16 protein-coding genes are annotated in these 21,737 nt (G+C 59.1%); 6 read left to right on the top strand and 10 right to left on the bottom strand.

Translation table 11 applies throughout. The features are described from left to right. Positions 1-38: 38 nt before the first annotated feature. From ACR3EL_RS18905 to ACR3EL_RS18860, 10 genes are all read right to left on the bottom strand, one after another. Complete coding sequence (locus ACR3EL_RS18905) at positions 39-1,880, bottom strand: GumC family protein (protein WP_170341697.1); 1,842 nt, start codon at positions 1,878-1,880, stop codon at positions 39-41. 309 nt (positions 1,881-2,189) lie between these two features. Then, positions 2,190-2,630, bottom strand: coding sequence for a GtrA family protein (locus ACR3EL_RS18900; RefSeq protein ID WP_093963237.1), 441 nt, complete (start codon positions 2,628-2,630; stop codon positions 2,190-2,192). A gap of 106 nt (positions 2,631-2,736) precedes the next feature. Beyond that, positions 2,737-4,152 (bottom strand): ArnT family glycosyltransferase, encoded by a 1,416-nt coding sequence (locus ACR3EL_RS18895; protein ID WP_480722620.1) that lies wholly within the window; start codon positions 4,150-4,152, stop codon positions 2,737-2,739. Positions 4,153-4,422: 270 nt separating this feature from the next. Then, complete coding sequence (locus tag ACR3EL_RS18890) at positions 4,423-5,766, bottom strand: hypothetical protein (RefSeq protein WP_480722618.1); 1,344 nt, start codon at positions 5,764-5,766, stop codon at positions 4,423-4,425. A 129-nt stretch (positions 5,767-5,895) separates the two neighbouring features. Continuing rightward, entirely contained in the window at positions 5,896-7,842 is a 1,947-nt protein-coding gene (gene asnB / locus ACR3EL_RS18885) for an asparagine synthase (glutamine-hydrolyzing) (RefSeq protein WP_170341690.1), read from the bottom strand. Positions 7,843-7,854: 12 nt separating this feature from the next. Next, positions 7,855-8,973: a glycosyltransferase gene (locus tag ACR3EL_RS18880; protein WP_170341688.1), complete on the bottom strand. Its 1,119-nt coding sequence runs from the start codon at positions 8,971-8,973 to the stop codon at positions 7,855-7,857. A 78-nt stretch (positions 8,974-9,051) separates the two neighbouring features. Next, the gene (locus ACR3EL_RS18875; RefSeq protein WP_170341686.1) at positions 9,052-10,233 is read right to left on the bottom strand and encodes a DegT/DnrJ/EryC1/StrS family aminotransferase; all 1,182 of its coding nucleotides are present in this window, start codon (positions 10,231-10,233) and stop codon (positions 9,052-9,054) included. A 13-nt stretch (positions 10,234-10,246) separates the two neighbouring features. Then, the gene (locus ACR3EL_RS18870; protein ID WP_170341684.1) at positions 10,247-10,942 is read right to left on the bottom strand and encodes a PIG-L deacetylase family protein; all 696 of its coding nucleotides are present in this window, start codon (positions 10,940-10,942) and stop codon (positions 10,247-10,249) included. After that, on the bottom strand, positions 10,939-11,853 hold the full coding sequence (locus ACR3EL_RS18865) for a methionyl-tRNA formyltransferase (RefSeq protein ID WP_170341682.1): 915 nt from the start codon (positions 11,851-11,853) through the stop codon (positions 10,939-10,941). The genes ACR3EL_RS18870 and ACR3EL_RS18865 overlap by 4 nt, the downstream gene beginning before the upstream one ends. Then, the gene (locus tag ACR3EL_RS18860; protein ID WP_217358651.1) at positions 11,850-12,476 is read right to left on the bottom strand and encodes a sugar transferase; all 627 of its coding nucleotides are present in this window, start codon (positions 12,474-12,476) and stop codon (positions 11,850-11,852) included. The genes ACR3EL_RS18865 and ACR3EL_RS18860 overlap by 4 nt, the downstream gene beginning before the upstream one ends. A gap of 668 nt (positions 12,477-13,144) precedes the next feature. Between ACR3EL_RS18860 and ACR3EL_RS18855 the strand changes: the two genes are divergently transcribed. From ACR3EL_RS18855 to rfbG, 6 genes are all read left to right on the top strand, one after another. After that, positions 13,145-14,365 (top strand): polysaccharide biosynthesis/export family protein, encoded by a 1,221-nt coding sequence (locus tag ACR3EL_RS18855; RefSeq protein ID WP_170341680.1) that lies wholly within the window; start codon positions 13,145-13,147, stop codon positions 14,363-14,365. Between the two features lie 64 nt (positions 14,366-14,429). Beyond that, complete coding sequence (locus ACR3EL_RS18850; RefSeq protein WP_170341678.1) at positions 14,430-15,296, top strand: sulfotransferase family protein; 867 nt, start codon at positions 14,430-14,432, stop codon at positions 15,294-15,296. 474 nt (positions 15,297-15,770) lie between these two features. Continuing rightward, complete coding sequence (locus tag ACR3EL_RS18845; protein ID WP_480722611.1) at positions 15,771-17,894, top strand: polysaccharide biosynthesis protein; 2,124 nt, start codon at positions 15,771-15,773, stop codon at positions 17,892-17,894. A 164-nt stretch (positions 17,895-18,058) separates the two neighbouring features. Continuing rightward, positions 18,059-19,681 (top strand): hypothetical protein, encoded by a 1,623-nt coding sequence (locus tag ACR3EL_RS18840; RefSeq protein WP_480722608.1) that lies wholly within the window; start codon positions 18,059-18,061, stop codon positions 19,679-19,681. Between the two features lie 106 nt (positions 19,682-19,787). After that, complete coding sequence (gene rfbF / locus ACR3EL_RS18835; protein WP_480722606.1) at positions 19,788-20,597, top strand: glucose-1-phosphate cytidylyltransferase; 810 nt, start codon at positions 19,788-19,790, stop codon at positions 20,595-20,597. 7 nt (positions 20,598-20,604) lie between these two features. Then, complete coding sequence (gene rfbG, locus ACR3EL_RS18830) at positions 20,605-21,732, top strand: CDP-glucose 4,6-dehydratase (RefSeq protein WP_170341672.1); 1,128 nt, start codon at positions 20,605-20,607, stop codon at positions 21,730-21,732. Positions 21,733-21,737: the final 5 nt, after the last annotated feature.

Genomic DNA, 21,737 nt, shown 5'->3' with positions numbered 1-21,737 from the left:
CATCCCCGGTGGCCGGAACGGCGCGGTCGCCGGATTTTCTAGTAGTCGTCGTAAGTACCGTAATACCCTTCGTAGGTGGTCCAGCGGTATTTCTTGGGGTCGACGTCATTCAGAATCGTACCCAGTACATTGAAGCCGGATGACTGAAGCCGTTTTGCCGCGGCTTGCAACGCATGCTGTGGCGTTTTTCCCCAGCGCGCGACCAGCAGAACGGCGTCGGCGAGGATGTCGTTGCGGTACACTTCATCCATCACCAGTGCCGGGGGTGTGTCCACGATAATGATATCGTATTGATCCAGCAGCGTTTCTTTGAGTTGCTTGAGCTTGTTTGACGCGGCATCAGACAGCTCGTGCGTAGGCGAGGCTGCGGTGATCAGATCCAGTGACCCTTTGGTTTCGGTGGTCAGAGCATGTTGCAGGGTTACACTGTCAGAATAGATTTCCGAAAGTTGCACCTCATCCATGTCTGGAATGAACGTCTTCGTCGCGCCGCGACGGTGCGTGTCCAGATCAATCAGCAGAGCGTTCAGTCCGTCAACGGCCGCCGAGGTCGCCAGAACGCTGCTGACGAAGGATTTGCCCTCGTTCGGCAAGCCTGAGGTGATCAGGATCACCTTGGAATGCTGGAACTTGATACAATTGGTCAAGATGCCCCGGGCGGCTTCGGCCAGGGGCGATTTCTGGCTCTGCAACAGGTTTTCGATCGCCTTGTTCTCACCGGCGAACATTTTGCTGCGTCGCTGACGGGCGATATATCCCAGATTGCTGAGGCCGGTCATTCGGAAGATCTGGTTTTCGCTGCGCACCGTTCTGTCCAGGCCCTCGCGCACCAGTGCGATGATGAAGCCAACGATCATTGCGAACAGGCCGGCCAGTACCGTGATCAACGACCTGCTGGGGGCATAGGGTTCAACCGGAATTCGCGCTTTGGAAACCTGAACTGTGCCGTCCTCAAGCTGGCCGATGCGGGTTTCCAGCAAGGTCAGGTTGTCGATCGTGGTTTGATAGCGGGTTCGCAGTAGTTCGACCTCGCGTTCCCGGCGCAGCAACGACAGCTCCAGACGGGTGCGGGCCTCCAGCTCCTGCTCGGATGTGATCAGCTGCTCCTGGAGGGCCAGAATTTCGTCTTCCGGTAGGTTGCGTTCGATGCCGATGCGCAGCTGGGCCTTGCGCCGCTCAACCTCGGCGCGCAGCCGGGTCACGAACTGTTCGTCGTCCAGATTGTCCTCACGTATGAACTCGGCCAAATTCGATTCCGCTTGAGTCAATTCTTCGCCAAGGATACCGACCCGGCGTTTGAGATTGTCGATCGATGTCATCAAGCGATTGACGCGTGCGTCGCGCTCGTTCGCGATATAGACGGCAATGACGGTATTGGGCAGGGCTGCAGCCAGCACCGGCGATGTGGATCGGCCTTCGATGCTGATGGCGAGGCTTTCTCCCGCGCGGGAGACGGAATAAGAGGCCAGTACTTTGTCAGTGACCGCGGCGCGGTGAATCTCTTCATCCGCCTCGCTGTCCGCGCCGGGGGCACGGCGCACAAAGCTGGGGTCGTCGAACAGACCCAAGCGGTCTGCCACCTGCTCGGCAAAGTCGCGAGACCGCAGTCGGGCCAACTCGGTTTCCACGCTCGACCGGTTCAGTTCATAGGTTTCCAGCTGTCCGGTCGACTCGCTGAATCGTGTTTCCGTGAGAGCCAGAACCATCTGCGCGTCCGACCGATACTGGTCGGGGATGGTCGACATGTAGAAGGCTGTTGCCGAGACCGCACCGACGACCAACAGAAAGATGACCAGCAGGTTCCGGCGCAGCAGCAACCAGATATTGATGAAATCGTTGGTTTCATGCTGGCTGGCAATTGCGTCGTCACCGGATTGCACGAGTGTTCTCCATTTTTTTCGGACCGTGAATACGGCTTAAAATCGGCGTCAGAATCGAACTGTTATTTATCATATTGTTTTACCTGTACTTTGATCGGCTCGATAGATTTATCTAGCCATATCAGGCCAAAAGGCCGTCCCTGTGCGTTTGGCGGGCAAAAAAAGCGATGCAAATCCGAGAGCAGAGAGTTTTTAGCCATTCTGGCGTCGGGCGAAGAGCTGCCTTTTCGAAGTCTTAAAATCGTGAACAAAGCGGTTGGTTGTTGGCGTTGTTTCCAAAGCCGACACAGTGGGTTTGGTCCGGCATACCTACCTTCCGGCGTCCTGTGCCTGGGCTTCCGGTGGTTCAGCAGCAGGCTCGCGAAATGTGATTTTCCAGTTCAGGGTAAAATTCAGAAGGAATATGCACCCGGTCACGAACGCCTGAATGATCAAGTAGTGGAAAGGCAACAACGCAAAGAGAAGAGAGAACAGCGCCACGTTTATCGCCGACGTCGTCGCCGTGACCAGAATGAACCTCTGCAGGGCACTGCGATGTGGAACGCTGGACCGAAACACCCATAGTCTTTGGATGCAGTAATTGAATGTGGCCCCCATCAGAAATCCGATTGCCGAAGCGATCGTTTCGTAGATGCCCAAGACTTCGACCGAGAACGCCATCGCCGAGAAATGGATGATGACGGCCGTGCACCCGGTCACGAAATAGCGACCGACCAGAACCGAGACGTGTTTGAGGTCTTCAAACTTCATCAAGCAATCCTTCAGGGCGTGAATGCAGAGCCACCCGATTGAATATCATCGATCCTATCATTGTTCGGCCGCGAGTGTTGGAACAAGCTTCATGATAAACGATCCTTCATTCGATCGGTTTGAAACTGGCGGGAGATCCATAGATCCGCCCGTCGGCCTCCTCATAGAGCAGCGTCAGATCGGCTTCGCGGATCAGCCGTTCCTCATTGACCAGATAGAACCGCCAGTCGACCTCGTTCAGGATGGCGACAACCGCGTTTTGGTTTGCCACGCGTTTGCGGACCTCCTGAATTTCTTTTTCTGGCGACGTACCAGGGTCCGGCCTGCCGGTTCTGCGTTCGAACAACTCAGGGGACTTGAGCGCATCCACGCCCTTGACCAGCCGAATGACATCATAACCGTTGGAATAGACCACGACACCATCCCGCAAATTGTCCAGATGCGCCAAGGTCGGAGAGTTCTTCCAGACCGGTGAGGCATAGAAATTCCCCTCAGTCATGTGGGTGCGGGTCATCGCTGCCGTGCGTACGGCATAGGTTCCGGTCAACGCCAGCGCAAGTATGAGGGCTACGGGACGCAGCCGGTTCATCATATCCGTTCCTGGCTGACCACCAACCAGAGCAAACCCCAGAACCAGAGTCGAAATGAACACTGGCAACAGGTATCGGGCATGGATGGTCAGATTCGCCTCGATAAACAGGGCCAGAACCAGGAAAGGAACGTAGACCAACAAAAAGAACGAGATCGGACGCGCAACTGGCAGACCGGGAAGGTCATCAGGGTTGGTCTGAACCTTCAAAGCCGTGGCGATCAGAGCAACGACGAACCCCAAAACCACCACCAAAGCGGTCAACGTGATGATCGGCGGCAGGGAGCTTGGCAGCACGTAGGCTGAAAGCGTGGTCAGTGCAGCGCGGAAGGTCTCGGTGTCGGGATCCCCAAGGAACGCTGCTTGACGCCCGATGCCGGTCCCGCCGGAGGTTTGATTGTACAGGTACCACCCGATGATGATTGCGGATGCGATCAGGCCGAACACAATCGCCGAAACCAGTCGACGGCGCAGATCACCGTGCCCATAAACAAGGATTGTCAGCGAGCAGGCCGCGATCAGTGGGACCAATGCGAACCGGGTCAGCACGCAGAGGGCGGCCAGACAGCTTGCCAACACAAAGGCGGACAGGCTGTCGCCGCGCAGGTAACGGGACATGAAGAAATAGGTGCCCAGCAAGCAGTTTGTCGTGAGCGGTTCCGACAGGATCGTGACATGCGCGTACATGAACTGGGGACTCAGGGTCATGATCAGTGCTGCCAGAAAGATCATCCGTGGCCGAACCTTGCAGTCGTTCAGGATCAAGAACATCAAAGCGATGTTCAGGATCAGGCTGAGGATATTCAGTACGGTGGCCGCAAGCACGGGCTGGACACCCATTCCGGCCAGCAGATCAATCAGCGCGGTATAGGTTGGCGCCTGTTGAAACCGGTCAGGGGACAGCCCCAGATAGGCCATAGAATCCGGACGCATTCCGATTCCGTGCCAGGTGCCGGCGGCAAAAAGCCCGGCTGCACAGGCAACGAGGAAAAAGAAAAATACCTTCAGTTCGGTGGACTGCCGCATGAATTCAACCCAAAAACACTTTTACAACCAACAGCGTGAAACATTGCCGAATGTCGCAAGTAACCGTTTTCGAATTCGGCGTATCCATAATTTTTCACCGGCGGAGACGATGACCCAGAACGCTAAGTAGGGTCACTTTTGTTGTCAAGTTTACCCACATCCGCCGCTCGGACCGGCCTAGTTTCGACCTCCGTGCGGACAGCATTGCGCCGGATCGAATGAAGCTGGATCCGCAAGAGGCGATACATTCACATACAGGCTGAGCGCCACAATTCCACTCAACAGCAAGCCAAGACCCGGCTTTTCCCTCAGCAGAATGACCGAACCCAGGATTATGGCCGTGGTCCAGTGAGAGCTGTAAAGCAACACTTCGAGTGGGTTGAAAAACAGGTAGAACACAAAGAACGTGCCCACCAACGTCCACACTGCCAGCACGAGCGGGGCGCGGCCAGGTGTTCTGGTGCCGGAAACAATTGCCCATCCGATCAGGATTGTCGCCAGAATTGTCAGGGTCAAACGGCTTGGATCGCGGAGAATCTCCCATAGCCGATCCAGCAAAAAGCGGCACTGAACGGTTTCGGCCGGCGCGACCCAGGAAAACAGGAAGAAGCCGGCGGCATAGTCTTTGATGATTTCCGGGTTGGTGAAGTTCGCAGCGTCCGCGTACCGGCCAACCATCTCGGTCGGTTCCATGAAAGGATCACCGTCCAGAACGATGCCAAGAAAAACGACCGGAGCCATCATGCAGATTACGGCAATCACCGACGGAACCACCAGTCCGAACGTCAATTTCCGCCCGACACCTCCGCTGAGAGAAGCCCATGCAAATCCAGCATAAACCAGAGAGAATGCAGCCGCCGGCAAATGGGACCATCCGGCCAGCACACCGCAAGCCAGGCCAGCGATCACGCTGGTAAGGGCCGGGTACTTGGCGCAGTGTCTGGCCATCTCGGCCATGATCAACAATGACATGGCGATCGCCCAGAGTGAGACGCTGTAGGTCTCGACAACGCTGAGCGTGGTGACGGTTCCGAAGGTCAGAAGAACAGCAAGCGTCGCCAGAATGGAAACGGAGAGCGACAGGCGTTGGCGCAGCAGGAATAGCGCGATCGTGACAGACGACATGGCCGCCCAGAATGCGAGGCTGATCGAAATCGCGACAGGCTGCCGGATGCCCAGCCAGGTCAGCGGCTCGGCGATGGCGGCGTTCAGCATCACCACCAGCGGGTGGCGCGCAAGGTGGAAAGCCAGGTAGTGCCCCTGAAACAAGCCATGTGAGTAACGGCCAGGGTCCGAGGCAAGGATGCAGTCGTCGTTGTAGAACGGTTTTCCCGGCGGTGCGGGCATGTCCAGAAACTGCCGCGCGAATTCCAGCCGGAAATAGAAAAAAGCAAAGACCACGCCAAACAGAAGCAGTAGCGCGAGGCCTGCCTGCCGTCTCGTTGCAGGAGGGTGTGGAGACCGAAATTCGGACCGGATATCGCGCCAAAGGCCCGAGCAGGATGCAATCAGTTCAGTCATGAACAGACTTAGGCACGCCGGTACGGCGCGTGACAAACGATACGGGCGTGCACCTCTGTTTCACATGACAATCGGCTGAATTGCGTGCTTTTGTGCGAATTTGGTGAACAGAAGTCCGCGGTTTGAGGATCAGGCCAGCCATTTTTTCTGCCAGAAATGATACATCAGAACCGTCCACAGATGGGGCCCCCAATTGCGACGCCCGCTGAGATGCTCGCGCCATCGTCGCGCCAAGGTGGCTGTGTCGAATACGTCCTCGACCCCCTGTCCTGTTGAAAATACCTCGTTTGCCACAGGCTTCAGCGGGCCACGCAGCCAGTCGTTGACGGGAATTCCGAACCCTTGTTTCGGGCGATCATACAAGGCCTTTGGTACGCGCTTGTCCACTAGGCGCCTTAGGGCCACCTTGCCCTGTTTACCGTCGAAACGCAGGGATCGGGGCGCCTGCCAAGCGGCGGCGACAACGCGGTCATCCAACAAGGGCGCGCGCGCCTCAAGACCGACGGCCATCGACGCTCGATCGACTTTCACAAGAATGCCTTCGGGCAAATACAGGCAGGAATCCAGCAGCAGCATCGTGTCAACTTCATCGAGGCCGTTGGGCAATCCGAGTGTTTGATAGACCCCGCCGTCATTCACGTCCTTCAGCGCTGCTGCCGGGTCCCAAAGACTGAACAGGGTATTGTATCGGCTTCTAAAATCAGGCTGCGCGATGACCGAGGCGACTTTGGAGATCCTGTCGGCTGTGATCTGGTCGCGCATAGTGCCTGAAACGAATTTACGCAGGATCGGCGCAACGGCTGCACGCAGGGCATCAGGCGATGCTGCCAAAATCGACGCAGCCGGCCGAGGAAGCTTTCGGCCCAGGCGTTCCATCGCCATCATTCGGGCATAGCGTTCGTACCCGCCAAAGGACTCGTCGCCGCCATCACCCGACAGCACGACGGTCAGTTGGTCGCGGGCCAGTTTGGAAACCAGCAGGGTTGGAACGCCGGACGGGTCGGCAAAAGGTTCGTCATAAACGTGTGGTAGGTCATCGAGCAATTCGAACGCCATGGATGGTGTTGCAGTGACCTCGTGATGGTCCGTGCCCAGATGTGCAGCGATTGCGGCGGCATGGTCTGCTTCGTTCAGGCCTTCTTCCTCGAAACGGACTGTAAAGCTTGTTACCTTGCCGTTGGTTTGTTCCTGCATCATGGCAGTGATCAGGGTTGAATCTATCCCGCCGGACAGGAAGGACCCCACCGAGACGTCCGCGACCATGCGCTCCTGCACGGCACGCTGCAGTTCCTCTTCAATACGAGCCAGCGCCCGTTCTTCGTCGTGGATCGGTGCGGCAAGTCCCCGTTTCGCGCAGTCGCGAAGGTCCCAGAACGTCCGGATGGCATCTACCAGGTCCTGAGCCGTCGCGGGCGGCTGGTCCAGGCGGACTTCGACCATTGATCCGGCGGGCAACTTCATAACTTCGCGATAGATCGAGAGTGGTGCCGGCACATATCCGTAGCGGGCGTATTGCGCCTGGGCCCGCCGGTCGGCTTCCGGCGAGCCAAATGCGGGGTTCGCGCGCAGCGCCTTGAGTTCGGAACCAAACAAAAGCTGGCCGGATTTGAGGCCTAGATACAGGGGTTTCTTGCCCAACCGATCGCGCGCAAAAACCACCCGGTTCAGCTTGCGATCCAAGACCGCGAAGGCGAACATGCCGTGCGCCTGTTCCAATGTCTTGCGGATGCCCCAGAGGTCCATAGCCGCCAGTAGCACCTCGGTATCTGATGTGCCGCGAAACGTGACGCCCTTGTCCAGCAACGTTTGCCGCAGGGCCAGAAAGCCGTAGATTTCCCCATTGTAGACGATGGTGAACCGGCCGCTGGGCGAGGTCATTGGCTGCGCCCCGGTCTCCGACAGGTCGACGATCGAAAGGCGGCGATGGCCCAGAGCTACACCGGCGTCTGGATCGACAAACAATCCGTCGGCATCGGGACCCCGGTGCTGAATAGCGTCGCACATGGCCTGCAGCGTGGTGCGGCCCGAGTCGGCGCCCATGGGCTGAAAAGTCAGAAATCCGGCGATACCGCACATGGGTCAGGTCCTTTATTCGACTTGAGGCGCTGTGGGTGGCGCCGGGTTGGCAGCTTGGTTCAGGGCCTGATCATAGGCGCGGGCAATCGCGTCGAGGGAGTAGTGTGTGGCGATGCGGTCGCGGGCAGCATTGCTATGGGCCTTGTAGGTTTCGGGCGGCCAGTTGGCAGCTTGGACCAGTGCCTCTGCCAATGCCTGCGGATCACGTGGCGGCACGACATAGCCGCACGAGTCCACCACTCTGGCGCTGTCGCCGACATGAGTCGTCACGACCGGGCGGCCGTGGCTCATGGCTTCGGCGATCACATTCGGAAAGCCTTCGGTGCGCGAGGCCAAAACCAGCAGGTCAATGCTCGCGTAGAACTCGGACATATCGTGCAGGTCGCCGCACAACGTCACGCTGTCTTCGGGCAGATCGTTGTCGGCCAGCATCGCGCGGATCTCAGGGTTCTCCAGCGTTACGCCGTCTCCGGCCAGACGGGCATGCAGGTCCGGGACGGACTGGCGCGCAATCGAGAAGGCGCGGAAGAAGGTTTCGAAGTCTTTCTGCGGGTGAAACCTTGCCGCCACTCCAAGCACGCGGGCGGGCCCCGGCCGCGACGTTGGATTGGGCGGAAGGATAAACCCGTTTGGAATCACCGTGGAATGGTCCCCGGCAAAGCCGTATTTCTCGTGCTGAGTTTGAGCGCGGGTCGAGTTGTAGAGGATCCCCTGACAGAATCTGGAAAGCACCTTCGACAGCGCCACCGCAGCGCGGGTGCTGCGGGTGAAGGCAGCCGGGTCGTCCAGCGCTTGCCGCACGGTCCAAACGACTGGAACGCGCCGCCCGGCAAGTTTGCCGGCGATCAGGCCCAGGACCATTGCATGGTACATCCAGCACAGAACCACATCCGGCTGATGGGTCCGGATCAAACGTCGGATCTGCCAAACCGCGCGAAACAGGGCCAACGGCGATCTGGCACGCAGCGAAACGTATTCGACCTTGTCATTCGCCGCCATTGCGCGGCAGCGGTCCGAAACCTCGGTCAGGGCGACGACGCAGGCCCGTTCGCCCGAATGGGCCAAAAGTCGGGCCAACATGGCTTGTGCGCCACCTTGGCCCGAGAAATCAGTGGTGACATGCAAGATCATCGGGTCACCCTCCGCAGCTCACCGGTGGGCGTTCGACACAAGCTGTATGTTGATCGGCCACACATCACCAATTCGCGCTCAGCCCTGTGCCATGTGGCGGGCCGTCGCCTTTTGGCCCACATCAACGATGACCTGCGCCAGACGAGCGACGTTCTCGGCGGACCAGGCCGGGTCGACCAGGAAGGCAAGGCTGGTTTCGCCCAGCTCGCGCGCCACGGGCAACGGTTCCTTGGGTCCCAGGCCTCGGCTGGTGAAGGTTTTCTCGAGGTAAATCTCAGAGCAGCTGCCAGAAAAGGCGGGAAAGCCGGCCTCGGCGATCTCGGCGATGATGCGGTCCCGGCTCCAGCCGGGCGCAAGTGTTTCCGGCCGCACAAATGCGTAGAACCTATAAAATGCGTGGGTAACGCCGTCGGGTGGCATTGGCACGCGAAAGGCCGGGCAGGTCGCAAGGGCATTGTGCAGGATATCCGCATTTGCCGTCCGGTGCGCGCGCCATGCGTCCAAGCGTTTCAGCTGTATTCGACCAAGTGCCGCCGAAGGGCCGTTCATCCGCAGATTGGTGCCGGGTCCTGAGTCGTGCAGCCAGCGAAAGCCGGGTGGGTGTTCCGTGTTGAACACGGTGTCATAACCTTTGCCGTGATCCTTGTAGCTCCAGATGCGACCCCAGAGATCAGAGTCGTTGGTCACCAGCAGACCGCCTTCGCCGCCTGTGGTCATGATCTTGTCCTGGCAGAAGGAAAACGATCCCAAGGTCCCGATGGTTCCGACATGGCGGTCGCCAATCATCGCGCCGTGGGCCTGGGCGCAGTCTTCGATGACCCAAAGGTCGTGGGCGCGGGCCAGATCCATGATGCCGTCCATGTCACAGGGCCAACCGCCCAGATGCACGGGTATGATCCCCCGGGTGCGCGGCGTAATCGCCTGGGCGATGGTGTCGGGCGTGATATTCTGGGTGTCAGGATCGACATCGACAAAGACCGGAACACCGCCCGCCAGCATCACCGAGCTGGCCGAGGCGATGAAGCTGCGCGGGGTTACGATGACCTCGTCACCCGGTTGCAGGTCTAGCCCGAGCATCGCGGCGTCCAGCGTCACTGTCCCGTTGGCCATGGCGATCGCATGTTTGGCTCCGGTATATGCGCAGTATTCGGCCTCGAATGCGCGAACATCAGTGCCGGTCCAAGCGTTGACTTTGCCAGAGGCCAGAACTTGCGCTACCGCGTCGATCTGTTCCTGGTCATAGATGGGCCATATCTGCATTTCGCACCTCCTGTCAAATCACCGATCGGACCAGAACAAAGCCTTCCGCCGCCGACCGGTGCACCGTCGCGCCACGCAGGGTGGCCAAGGCGCGCAAGCTGTCGACCGAGCGTTCGTGCGGCGCCTGCTTGACCTGGCTTTCGAACTTGCCGAACGCCTGAAGCTTCCGTTCGATCGTGTCCGAGATGTCGACAAACACGTTTGGCACGAAGGCCGGGGTCAGATAGGGGGCGTTCCAATTTGTTTCGGAAAGGGTTTCGTAGGCCAGAATATTGGCCGGATAGTCATGTTGATGCGGGCGGCTTGCCACCAGCGTGGACAGAAAACTCAGCTGGTGATCCATATGGATGTCGCCTGGATGCGGAGCCAGGATCAGGCTGGGGGCGATGTCGCGGACCAGCTTTCCCAGCGCACCGTTCAGGTCCGAATGGGCATGTTCTGACAACTCCGCCGCATTGAAGTCCATCCAATGTGTTTCGGTGACGCCCAGCAGATCATGCGCATTGAGTGCCTCGCGCCGTGTGGTTGCGACCTGTTCATCGGTAAACTTCGGGGGTTTGCCACGAGTGACGACAACCACATGCACTTCGCGCCCAGCATCGGCCATGCGGGCCATCGTGCCGCCGGCGCCCAGAACCTCATCATCGGGATGCGGAGCGACGATCAGCGCGGGGCCGGCGTGGCCAGTGGTCAGGTCGGAAGCGATCATGGATGTGTCCTCAGTTTCGCGTGAAGGGCAGGGGGTGTGTCGGCCCCTGACCATTCAGTTATGTCCAGACAGCGCCCGTCGCCGCAGGCCACCGTAAAGCCGCCGTTGCCGATGGCTTGGATCTGGCCGGGCAAGCCGATGAAGTAGCCCTCCGGCTCGGTATACCTGACTCCTGTCAGAACCAGTTTCACGCCATCGGGGCCATAGGTGTAGGCGCCGGGGTAGGGCGGACCCGAGGCACGGATCAGGCGGTGGATGTCCGCAGCAGGATTGGTCCAGTCAATCAGACCGTCCTCGGGGCGGCGGCGGGCGCACAGGCTGATCCCGTCGGTGCGTTGCGGTTCGGCCGGGATATCGCCGTTGGAAATCTGGTTCAACAAAGGCGGCAGCAGTCCTGAGACGGCACGCAAAGCCCGATTGTACAACTCGCGTGCAGTGACGGTTTCGGGATCGACCGCATAGATGGCCTGAGCGGCAATAGGGCCGTCATCGGCACCTTCGCCCAACCAGAAAAGCGAGGACCCGACGTTTCGTTCCTGCAACAGGATCGTCCAGGGGATGACACCGCGCCCCCGCAAGCGGGGCAGGGCCGACGGATGAAATCCGATGCAGCCAATCCGCGCCAACGCCCGGAACTCGGGGCCGCAGATCTGTGACCAACCGAGCACCAGGATCAGGTCGGGTTTGACCTTGGCAATCTGTTCGAGAGTCGCGGGGTCGTTGGATTTCTCGATATGCAGAACCGGGACGCCATACTTCGCGGCCGCCGGCGACAGGTCGACGAAATCCGAATGCCGCGCGGACAGGCGTGGCGACAGGGTTACCAGAAGGGCCGGCACATGCCCGGCACCGCACATCGACATCAGGGCTGCAAGCGTGGTCTCGACGGCGCCGACAAGTACGATATTCACGCGTTCATCTCCTGCATGTCCTGGGCCAACGGGCCATTCGAGTCTATCCATTTCCGGGCCGCCTCGATCCGGTCGTCGCGGCGGGGTTCGTTGTGCAGGGCCGCTCCGACCGTTTCGCCCAGAATCTGCAGGTCCAGCGCCAGTGACCGATGCGCCACATACCATAGATCAAGGCTCAGTTTTTCACTGTTGCTGAGATTGGTGTTGCCGCTGACCTGCGCCCACCCGGTCAGCCCCGGCCGAACGGAACATCGGTATTGTCCGGCGGGTCCGAAGTCTTCGATCGTTTCAGGCAGCAAGGGGCGAGGCCCAACCAGGGCCATTTTGTTCTGCAGGATCAGAACGATTTGCGGGATCTCGTCGAGGCGCAGGCGTCGGATCATTGCGGTGGCGCGTGTCTGGCGATCCGTATCGGGGTGCAACGAACCATCCGCCGCGCGCGTCTCTTTCATGCTGCGCAGTTTGTAGAGCCGGAAATTGCGACCCTGTCGTCCGGCTCGGATCTGCGAAAACATCAATGGACGGCCGATGGAAAAGAGCACCACGACGCACGCAATGACAAACAAGGGAAGCGCGAGCAGGCCCAGAAGCAGGCAGATCAGGATTTCAAGCAACCGGTTCACAAATCAAATCCAACTCGCAACACGCGGGGTCCCGCGACACACAAAAAATCAACCAATACAAAGGGACGCGACACGCCACCCGAGCAACCGCGACTGAAATACCGACAACCCGGGTCGACAAGCGGCGATGCAGCAAGATTGGTCGAAACGGATTCTGTTTGCAAGCCGTCGATGCCGCCGCGGGATGCGGGGGCTGAGAATGCTGGGCTGACTAGACGCTGACGCTGATTTGGCTTCTGTATTGCGTCAACGATTCGAGCCAAAGCTGTGAACTGTTGCCAGTCAGGAAAAGCAGGAGCCAGAGCCGCGGTGTGATTGCCGCGAAACTAGGCGGGGTGTTCTGATCGGGTGTTTCGCCCAAAACAACCAGCCTTCGGGCTGCATTCACAGGGGGTTGCGACCGCGGCCGACGCGGTGGCCCAGGCGCTGACAGGTCTGTGTCGACAGGAAAGCCAGCGCCAAAGGCGACGCGCCATTGGCTTTGCTTGTCAGCCTGAGGCCAAGCGCCTATGATTTGCCGAGCGGGATCGTTTCTGTCCCGCCGATGACCGAAATTGCTTTTGACGACCGACTTGCGCTGTGGGTGCGGTTTGTGTTTTCGAGATTTGAGTATCGTGCCCGGCACCCACGCCCGGCTTGTTGGTGTTTAAGAGTTGGGAGGCAAGGTTTTGCGCAGCTTCTTTCGAGTAATTCTGGCGACGCTGTTGTTTGTGCTGGCCGCTGTGCCGGCCCTGGCCGAAAGCTATCGCCTGCTGCCGCAGGACCGCCTGTCGGTTCGTGCCATGCGTTGGGACCCACTGTCCGCAAGTTACATGATTTGGGATGGCGTGTCCGGCGAGTTCGCTCTGGCCGGTGACGGAACGCTGATGTTTCCGCTGGTGGGGCAGGTTGAGGCGGCCGGGCTGACCACGCTGGAACTGTCGCAGATGTTGGAGCTTGAGCTCAGCAGCCAGACCGGCATGGCCGAGCCGCCAAAGGTCGCGCTGGAAGTGATCAGCCACCTTCCGGTCTTTGTTCTTGGAGACGTCAATTCGCCGGGCGCTTACGCCTACCATCCCGGGATGACCGCCCAGCAGGTTCTGGCCCTTGCAGGTGGCCCGATCCGTCCTCCGATCCAGTTTGGGGCAAACAATGATTTCCAGATCATGCGGATGGGCGGCGAAATGCGGCTCCTATCCACTCAGATCGATGAGTTGGAAGATGAGAGGCAGCGGCTGAAAGCTGACCTTGCGAGCCTGCAGGAAGAAGGGATTGAGACCGGCACCGACGCGGCGCCTGACGCTCCCGGAGGGCTCGAGGGGGAAATCCTCGAGGCGACAATGAACGCCCGCGAGGGTTTGGGTGAACGAATTCGGGATCTGCAGGAGATGCTCAAAGAGCAGATCTCGAGCCTGACCATCCAGTTGGAACTTCGCAAAACGCAGATCGAGAATGTCAGCCGGGAGTTGGAAAACCTGAACCAGCTCAAGGAAAAAGGTCTGACCGTATCGAACCGGGTGACGACTATGACCAATCTTCTGAACGATCTGGAATCCAAGCGTCTGGATCAGGAGGTTGCGCTGATGCTGGCCCGTCAGGAGCTGAACCGCGCCGAGCGCGACGAGCTGGAACTGGATGACAAGGCGCGCTCTGATGCTCTGGTCCAGTTGAACGCGGTCGAACGCGAGTTGGCCGCGCTTCGGACGCGCCTGGATACCGCGGCGAGCCTGCACGGAGAACTGGCCGCCGCCGGTTTGCTCAGCGAAGATGACATCGCAAGTGAAGTTGTGATTGAATACATCGTCACACGGGCGGGTGGCACGGCGCCACGCAAGATCGACGGGACCGAGGCGGTTCAGCCCGGGGACACCATAGAAGTCGTACGAAGAACCATTGTTACGTCGAATTGAGTTCTCCGGCGCGAGGTTTGCCGGGTTTGTTTTTTAATCTGTTCGCAAGGTCACGAGTATTCCAATGTCTCTCCCTGACGGTCGTCCGGTCGACTTTCTGATTTTCGGTGCCGCGAAATGTGCAACCACCTGGTTGCAAAAGTCGCTGATGCAGACGCCGGCCATTCATATGCCGGGTCCCGAGTTGCATTTCTTTTCTCGGTATTATGCAAGCGGACTGGACTGGTATCGTGACCAGTTCGGAGACTGCGATGGCGCAGATCTGATCGGTGAAAAATCGAATTCGTACCTGACTGAACCCCTGGCTGCGCAACGCATTCGGGAGCATTTCCCTGAAACTCGGTTGATCCTGCAGATGCGGGACCCGGTTCAGCGCGCCTATTCCGACTATTGCATGCTGTTCCGCCGCGGCGAGGTCTCGGGGAGGATCGAAGACTATCTGGATCCGGCGGTCGCGGCCGACCAGCGGTTTCTGTCCGATGGGCGATACGGCCACCATCTGAAGCGGTTCTACGACTTGTTCCCAGAGGACCAGATCCTGCTGCTGGCCTATGAGGATGTACGTGTGAACCCTCATGGGAACCTGAAGAAGGTGGCCGGCCATATTGGATATGACGGACAGCTGGAACCGCCGGTGCAGCAGAAAGTCAAAGATAAGAATACACCCATGGTGCCACTGTCGCTGCGTCGTGTTCTGAAGCCGGTTCGAGCTGTTCTGGACCCTGTACGTCACACCTGGCCTGTACGGTCCATCCGAAACGCCGTCGCTCGAAAGGTGACCTACCCGGCCCTGTCGCCCGAGTTGGAGGCGAAGATGACCGAGTTCTATGCGGCCGACGTAGAATGGCTTGCCCGCCGCAATCCGGGTCTCTGCCAGAATTGGACGGTTTCGGATGCAGTTCACAGAAGCGAATCGCAGGCCATGTCATGATCGAAGCCATAATTTGGTTTCCATTCAGGAAACAAAAGCGCCTTAGGGCTCTGTGCGTGCACGATGAACCGGGACTATCGGGCCCTGAGGATACAACAATTGATACTGCGACGGCGGTCGCGTGCTGCAAAAAATGGCATTTCTGTGATTTTATGGTGTCCAAATGGTGGAAAGGGGATTTTGATACCAATGTTGGTGTGGTAGCGTTGAAATCGTGGGTTCGTGGTCGGGACCGTGTGATGGGCCAGACCACGTGTAGTGTAACGAGTTGACGATTTAAAAGGGGGTTTGGTTCAGGGCGGAGGTTTCTAGGCGCCCGGATTCACGTGGGGGACTTTTAGCGAAGCAATGTGTTTGCCGGCCGGCGCCATGTGGTGTCGATCGGGAATTGAGGCTTTTTAGTGGTGGAGCGGGTGTGTTTGGCCCGTCTCATTTCAGTCGAGTGGTAAGTGGCAATTTTTGCCGGGGGTTCTTATGAGTATATACGAGCAAGAGTTGGTTAAGCTCAAAAGTGGACCGGATGCAGATAGCACGATCGAACAGGATCGCGCCTTCGGAGACATCCAGTCGAAGCTGCGACAGAAGCTGACCGAATTGAGCGCCAACCGGCGCCTGCTGATCGGAGATGTATTCGCATCCGCCGGAGCTGTGGCCGCGGCCGTCGTTCTGGCTAATGGTGGCATCGTTCCTGAACAGTTCGGGTCCGTTCTGTTGCCGTTGGTGGTGATGACTTGCCTGGTGGCGCTGGCGGTTTTGCCGCTTTCCGGCATCTACAAACGGCACACACGGTCGACTTCGCTGCGCGATGTGACGCTGATCGTGCGTGCTGCGGGGCTGTCGGTTGTTTTGTTGGCATTGCTGGGCGCTGCCCTTCCCGTTACCGCACAGGTGCCGCTGGCGGTCTATGTCATTCAGTTCCTGCTGCTGGTTCCCGCCTTTGGTACTCTGCGCGTCCTGGCGCGCAGCACCGAGCTGACGAGCGATCCGGCGCGCCGTTGCCCGGATGCGTCTAACGGGAAAATCCCGGTTATTCTGGTCGGAACCGGCGCCAGCTGCGACCTGTTCGTGCGGTCTCTGCACAATCAGGAATCCAAGTATGAACCTGTCGGCATCATCGACGATGCGCGGAACACACAAGGCCTGTATTTCCACGATGTGAAGATCATCGGGTCGCTGTTGGATGCAGACGCCGTCATCGAACGCCTGAAGTATTATGACCAACTGCCGCAGCGCGTTCTGTTGACCGAGCCCGTAACCCATTTTGAAAGTGATGGTATTCGCAAGCTGACCCGTTGGGCTGAGGCCAACAGCATTCCGGTATCGCGTCTGGCGGGACTCGAAGAACTTGGCACCGAGAGCAACGGCATCCGGACCGTCAATCCTGAAGACATCCTGGACCGTCCGCAGAAAGCGGTCGAACGTTCGATGCTGCGCGAGATGTTCAAGGGCCGCCGCGTCCTGATCACCGGCGCCGGAGGGTCGATCGGTAGCGAGCTGACACGCCAGATCGCCTCGTTCGAGCCGGCCGAGCTGGTGATGATCGAGAACACGGAATACAACGCCTATTCCATCGACATGGATCTGGGTCAAAACTTCCCGGATGTCGCACGCCGGATCTACGTGGCCGACATTCGCAATGCGTCCCGCGTGAACGCGATCTTTGAACGTCACCGCCCCGAGTTGGTCTTCAATGCTGCTGCGCTGAAGCATGTGCCGATGGTTGAGCTGAACCCTTGCGAAGGCGTTCTGACCAACGTGATCGGAACCCGGAATGTTGCGGACGCGGCCCGCAATGTGGGTGCAATCGCCATGGTGCAAGTCTCGACGGACAAGGCCGTGAACAGCACCAGCGTCATGGGCGCCACCAAGCGCGTGGCCGAGTTCTACGTTCAGGCGCAGGACCGTGTGACAAACGAAACCGATGAGAAGACCCGCTTCTTCTCGGTTCGGTTCGGTAACGTGCTGGGGTCGTCCGGTTCGCTGATCCCGCTGTTCCAGCGCCAGATCTCGGAAGGTGGCCCGCTGACGGTGACTGATCCGAAAATGGAGCGGTACTTCATGACCATCCGTGAAGCCGTGCAGCTGACGCTGGTTGCCGCCGCGCGGGGTCTGAACCTTGAAGACAGCCACGGCGAGATTTTCGTTCTGGATATGGGTCGGCCGGTCAAGATCGTGGACCTGGCCGAGCGCATGATCCGTCTGGCCGGCCTCGAGCCCTATCAGGACATCGACATCAAATTCATCGGTATCCGTCAGGGTGAAAAGCTGTACGAAGAGCTGTTCGACGTGACCGAAGAGCGTCGCGAAAGCGGTATTCCTGGCGTTTCCTCGGCAATTCCCGAAGGCGTCTCTGCCGCGCGTTTGCGGGCGCTGATCCTCAAGCTGGAACAGGCTGCTCAGGACGGCAATGATCTTGGGGTCAAAAAGCTGCTCAAGGATCTGGTGCCGGGTTACGGTGCAAACGGTCTGCGCCCGATCGATGGCAAAGAGCTGGCCGCGCGTACCGGCAAGTCGCAGATCAAACCTGTGCCGACGCCCAAGCGGATTGCAAACTTCGCACTGCAGAAAAACCTGGAGACGATTAACGCCGGTCGCTAAAATTTTGTCAAAAGTACATTTAAGTGAGCGGCATTTTCGGCCGCGGGTTACGATTTCAGAAGGGCTCTTCGGAGCATATTGTTGATGATTATTTGCGACCCTGGCGGTTCACGGCAACCTGCAGATTTTGGCGGGCCCGTCCGAACGGGCAAAGCGAGAACGATATGACGGCTGAGGCCGAACATATGCGTGACCGGGCCGTTTCTCAGGCCGGGTCTGGTCGTCGTCGCGCGGTGCTGTGGCTCTTGTTTGGGGGGCTGCTGGCCGTGATGTTGGCGGCTCTGTTCGGCCGGATCATGTCGTTTGGTTTGCGTCGGGACGAACTGATGTTCGTGGCACCGGCAGAATTGTTGGGCCAATGGCGCCTGTACCAGGACTTCTTCTACAATCACGTTCCGGATTCGGCGTGGTATTTCCGCGGTCTCTATTTGATCACAGGTCAGGAGGGTCTGCTGGGCTCAGCGCGCCTTGGTGTGTTTCTTGGCTGGATTGCGTTGATCGGCGGTACCGGTTGGGTGACCTGGCGCCTGTCCGGATCGGCTCTGCTTGCGGCATTCTTCATCACGGTCTTGATGGTTGACGGAACACTTCTGGCCCAGGCCGGAATGGCCGCAAGCAACAACCTGCTGCCGTTACCCTTCGTCGTATGGGGTGTCGGGGGTTTTCTGCTTGAAACCCAGCGCGACCATCCGCGGCCAGTTGTTTTTGTACTGATTGGAGTCTGCCTGTCGATCGCCGCGGGGATGAAAGTCAGCGCGGTGGTTTTCATTCCGCCCGTCGCGATTGCCACTTTTCTGATGCCGGGGCATATGGCGTTTGCAGAACGAGTTCGACGGGTGACCCTGCCGATGCTGGCGGGTGGGCTGCTGGGGGCCTTGCCGCTGTTCTGGTACATGGCCGTTGATCCCGCGGTTTTCATCGCGCATGTCCTCAAGTTCCATACGGGTCCGCACGTGGCCTACTGGCAGGCCAACGCCGCCTCTGAACCCGATCTGGCTCTGGGCCTTGGGGGCAAAGTTCAGTTGGCCTATTCGGTCTGGTTGGGTGGAGCGGCGCTGGTTTGCCTGTTCGTCGTTGCCTATCTGACAGTTTTGGCCAGATCGGGCGGCATGCTGCTCTCCGAGCTCGGCGCGGTTCTGTTGGTTTTGGTTCTGATCGCCGTGACAGCCGCGTTCAGCTTTGTACCGTCGCCCGGGTTTCCGCAGTACTACATTCAGCCCTTGGTCATGATCCCCCTACTGGGCGCGTTGGTTTTCCGAAAGGTCGGGCCAGAGCAGCGTTCGCAGGTTACCCCGGTCGTTGCCGCCGGTTTCGTTCTGCTGGCAGTGCTGGGTGCGCCGCGCCTCGTTCCCGGTCTGGCAGCGCTGAGCGATCGCAGCGGCTTTACGACTACCCGAGTGGCGCAGGGTGGCGAAGCGTTGAAGGCCGCGCTTGAATCGAGTGCCCATCCAGACGGACCCGTGGCGACGATCATGCCGATCTACCCGCTTGAAGCGCAACTGCCGGTCTATCCGGAACTGTCTACTGGCCCTTTTGCCTATCGGATCGCGCCTTATATGGAACCTGACTTGGCCGCGAAATACGTGATGGCGGATGCGGCCGGGTTGCAGGCAGTGTTTGATTCCAACCCTCCCTCCGCTTTCCTGCTGGGATATGATCCGGCTCTTGAGCAGCCATTGTTGCGCTATGCGGAAACAAACGGCTACCAGCCCGTGGAAATTTCGGGATTGGGCAACCGCTACGGGCAAGGTGTGGTATACTTGAAGCCATCGGGAGCAACGGAATGAGCCCAACCCGATCCGCGGTCTCTGGTGGCCGGTTCGTCAAGCGGCCGGTGTGAGGCCCACGCAGACATGCAGATTTTAGTAACAAGTATTTGAGGGAGTGGCACGAATGAAAACGATACTGCTTGCTGGCGGTCTGGGGTCTCGGCTGGCCGAGGAAACAGTCTTGATCCCCAAGCCGATGGTCGAAATCGGCGGCCGGCCGATCATCGCGCGCGTCATGGATATCTACAGCCATTTCGGGCATCGCGATTTCGTCGTAGCCGCCGGATACAAGGCGCTTTTGCTCAAGCAGTTCTTCGCGAATTACCACCTCATCGCCAACAATATCTCGGTCGCTCTGGATACGGGAGAGCTCAAGCTGGTGCCTTCGGCGCCCGGCGGTTGGAACGTGTCGGTCGTCGATACCGGGGCTCATACCATGACAAGCGGGCGCATTCGGCGTCTCAAGGAATGGCTGGATCCGGGAGAGACCTTCATGTGCACCTATTCTGATGGCTTGGGGAACATCGACATCAACGCGTTGATCGATTTTCACAAGTCGCACGGCAAGCTGGCGACGGTCACGGCGGTTCAGCCGCCCGCGCGTTTCGGCAACATCGAGTTGAAGGGCGACCGCGTGGACGCGTTCACCGAAAAGGTGCGTCGCCGCGAGACCTGGATCAACGGTGGGTATTTCGTATTCGAGCCGGGGGTCATGGATTACATGGTCGACGATATGGAACCGCTGGAACAGTCACCGCTGTCTCAGATGGCCCGCGACGGTGAGCTGATGGCCTATCGCCATGAGGGTTTCTGGCATCCGATGGATACCATCCGCGACCGCAACGCGTTGGAGGCCCTCTGCGAGGATGATACGCCGCCTTGGCTGCAATTTGATGCCAAGCCCTCGTCTGATTACCCCGCCATAGCGATCTGAGGAACCAATGACTGGTCAGTCCGATCAGATTTTCGGCGGTCAATTCACCGACCGTCGGGTGCTTGTGACAGGGCATAGCGGGTTCAAGGGCGGATGGATTTCGACCTGGCTGAACCGGCTGGGCGCGCAGGTCACAGGCATTGCCTTGCCGCCCGAGCCCGGGCCTTCCTTCTATCAGGCGTGCGGACTTGATCGGACAATGGACAGCCGTTTTGCCGATATTCGCGATCCGGCGGCCTTGGCACGGGCGACCGAGGGTCTGGATGCCGAAGTGGTGTTTCACATGGCTGCGCAACCTCTGGTGCGCAAATCCTATCGCGAACCGGCCGAGACATTTGCGACCAATGTCCAAGGTACGGTCAACGTTCTGGAGGCCGTGCGACGAATGCCATCGCTGAAGGCCGTGGTCGTGATTACCAGCGACAAATGTTATGATAATCGGGAATGGCTGTGGGGTTATCGCGAAAACGACCCTTTGGGCGGCAAGGATCCGTACAGTGCCTCCAAGGCGGCAACCGAGCTTGTGGCCCAGTCGTATGCGCATACTTTCTTTTCTGACACGAGTGGCCCTCAGCTTTCGACGGTTCGGGCGGGCAATGTCTTCGGCGGAGGAGACTGGGGTGAAGACCGGTTGATACCGGACATCATTCGAGCCTGGCATGATGGCCAGCCGGTAACCATCAGAAACCCGGATAGCATTCGGCCATGGCAGCATGTGCTGGAGCCTGTCGCAGGGTATTTGCTGCTGGCCCAGAAGATTCTGAGCGACGGACAGCGTTTTGCCGGGGCATGGAATTTCGGGCCAGACGTATCGGGCACCGTCAATGTCCGGGATCTGGCGGATATGATGTGGCGCGCCTGGGGGGCAGGCGCGCCCGGGTTCCGTTTCCCGGATGAGTCCGCAACGGCGCCCCACGAAGCTGGCATACTTCGGTTGGACAGCACCAAGGCGCAGACCCGTTTGGGCTGGCGGCCTCGGCTTGAACTGTCTCAAGCCGTTGAACTTACAACCGACTGGTACAAGGCCCACGCTGCGGGCGACGACATGGGCAAGGTCACCCAATCGCAGATCACCGCGTACCAAGACCTCATGTCCGGCACGGGTTGCGACCAAACCGGGCTGGCCGCACAGTAGATTTT

Source organism: Ruegeria sp. BJ3, from assembly GCF_056535665.1.
Note: the sequence above shows the minus strand (reverse complement) of the source record. Positions and strands in the feature narration are given on the sequence as shown.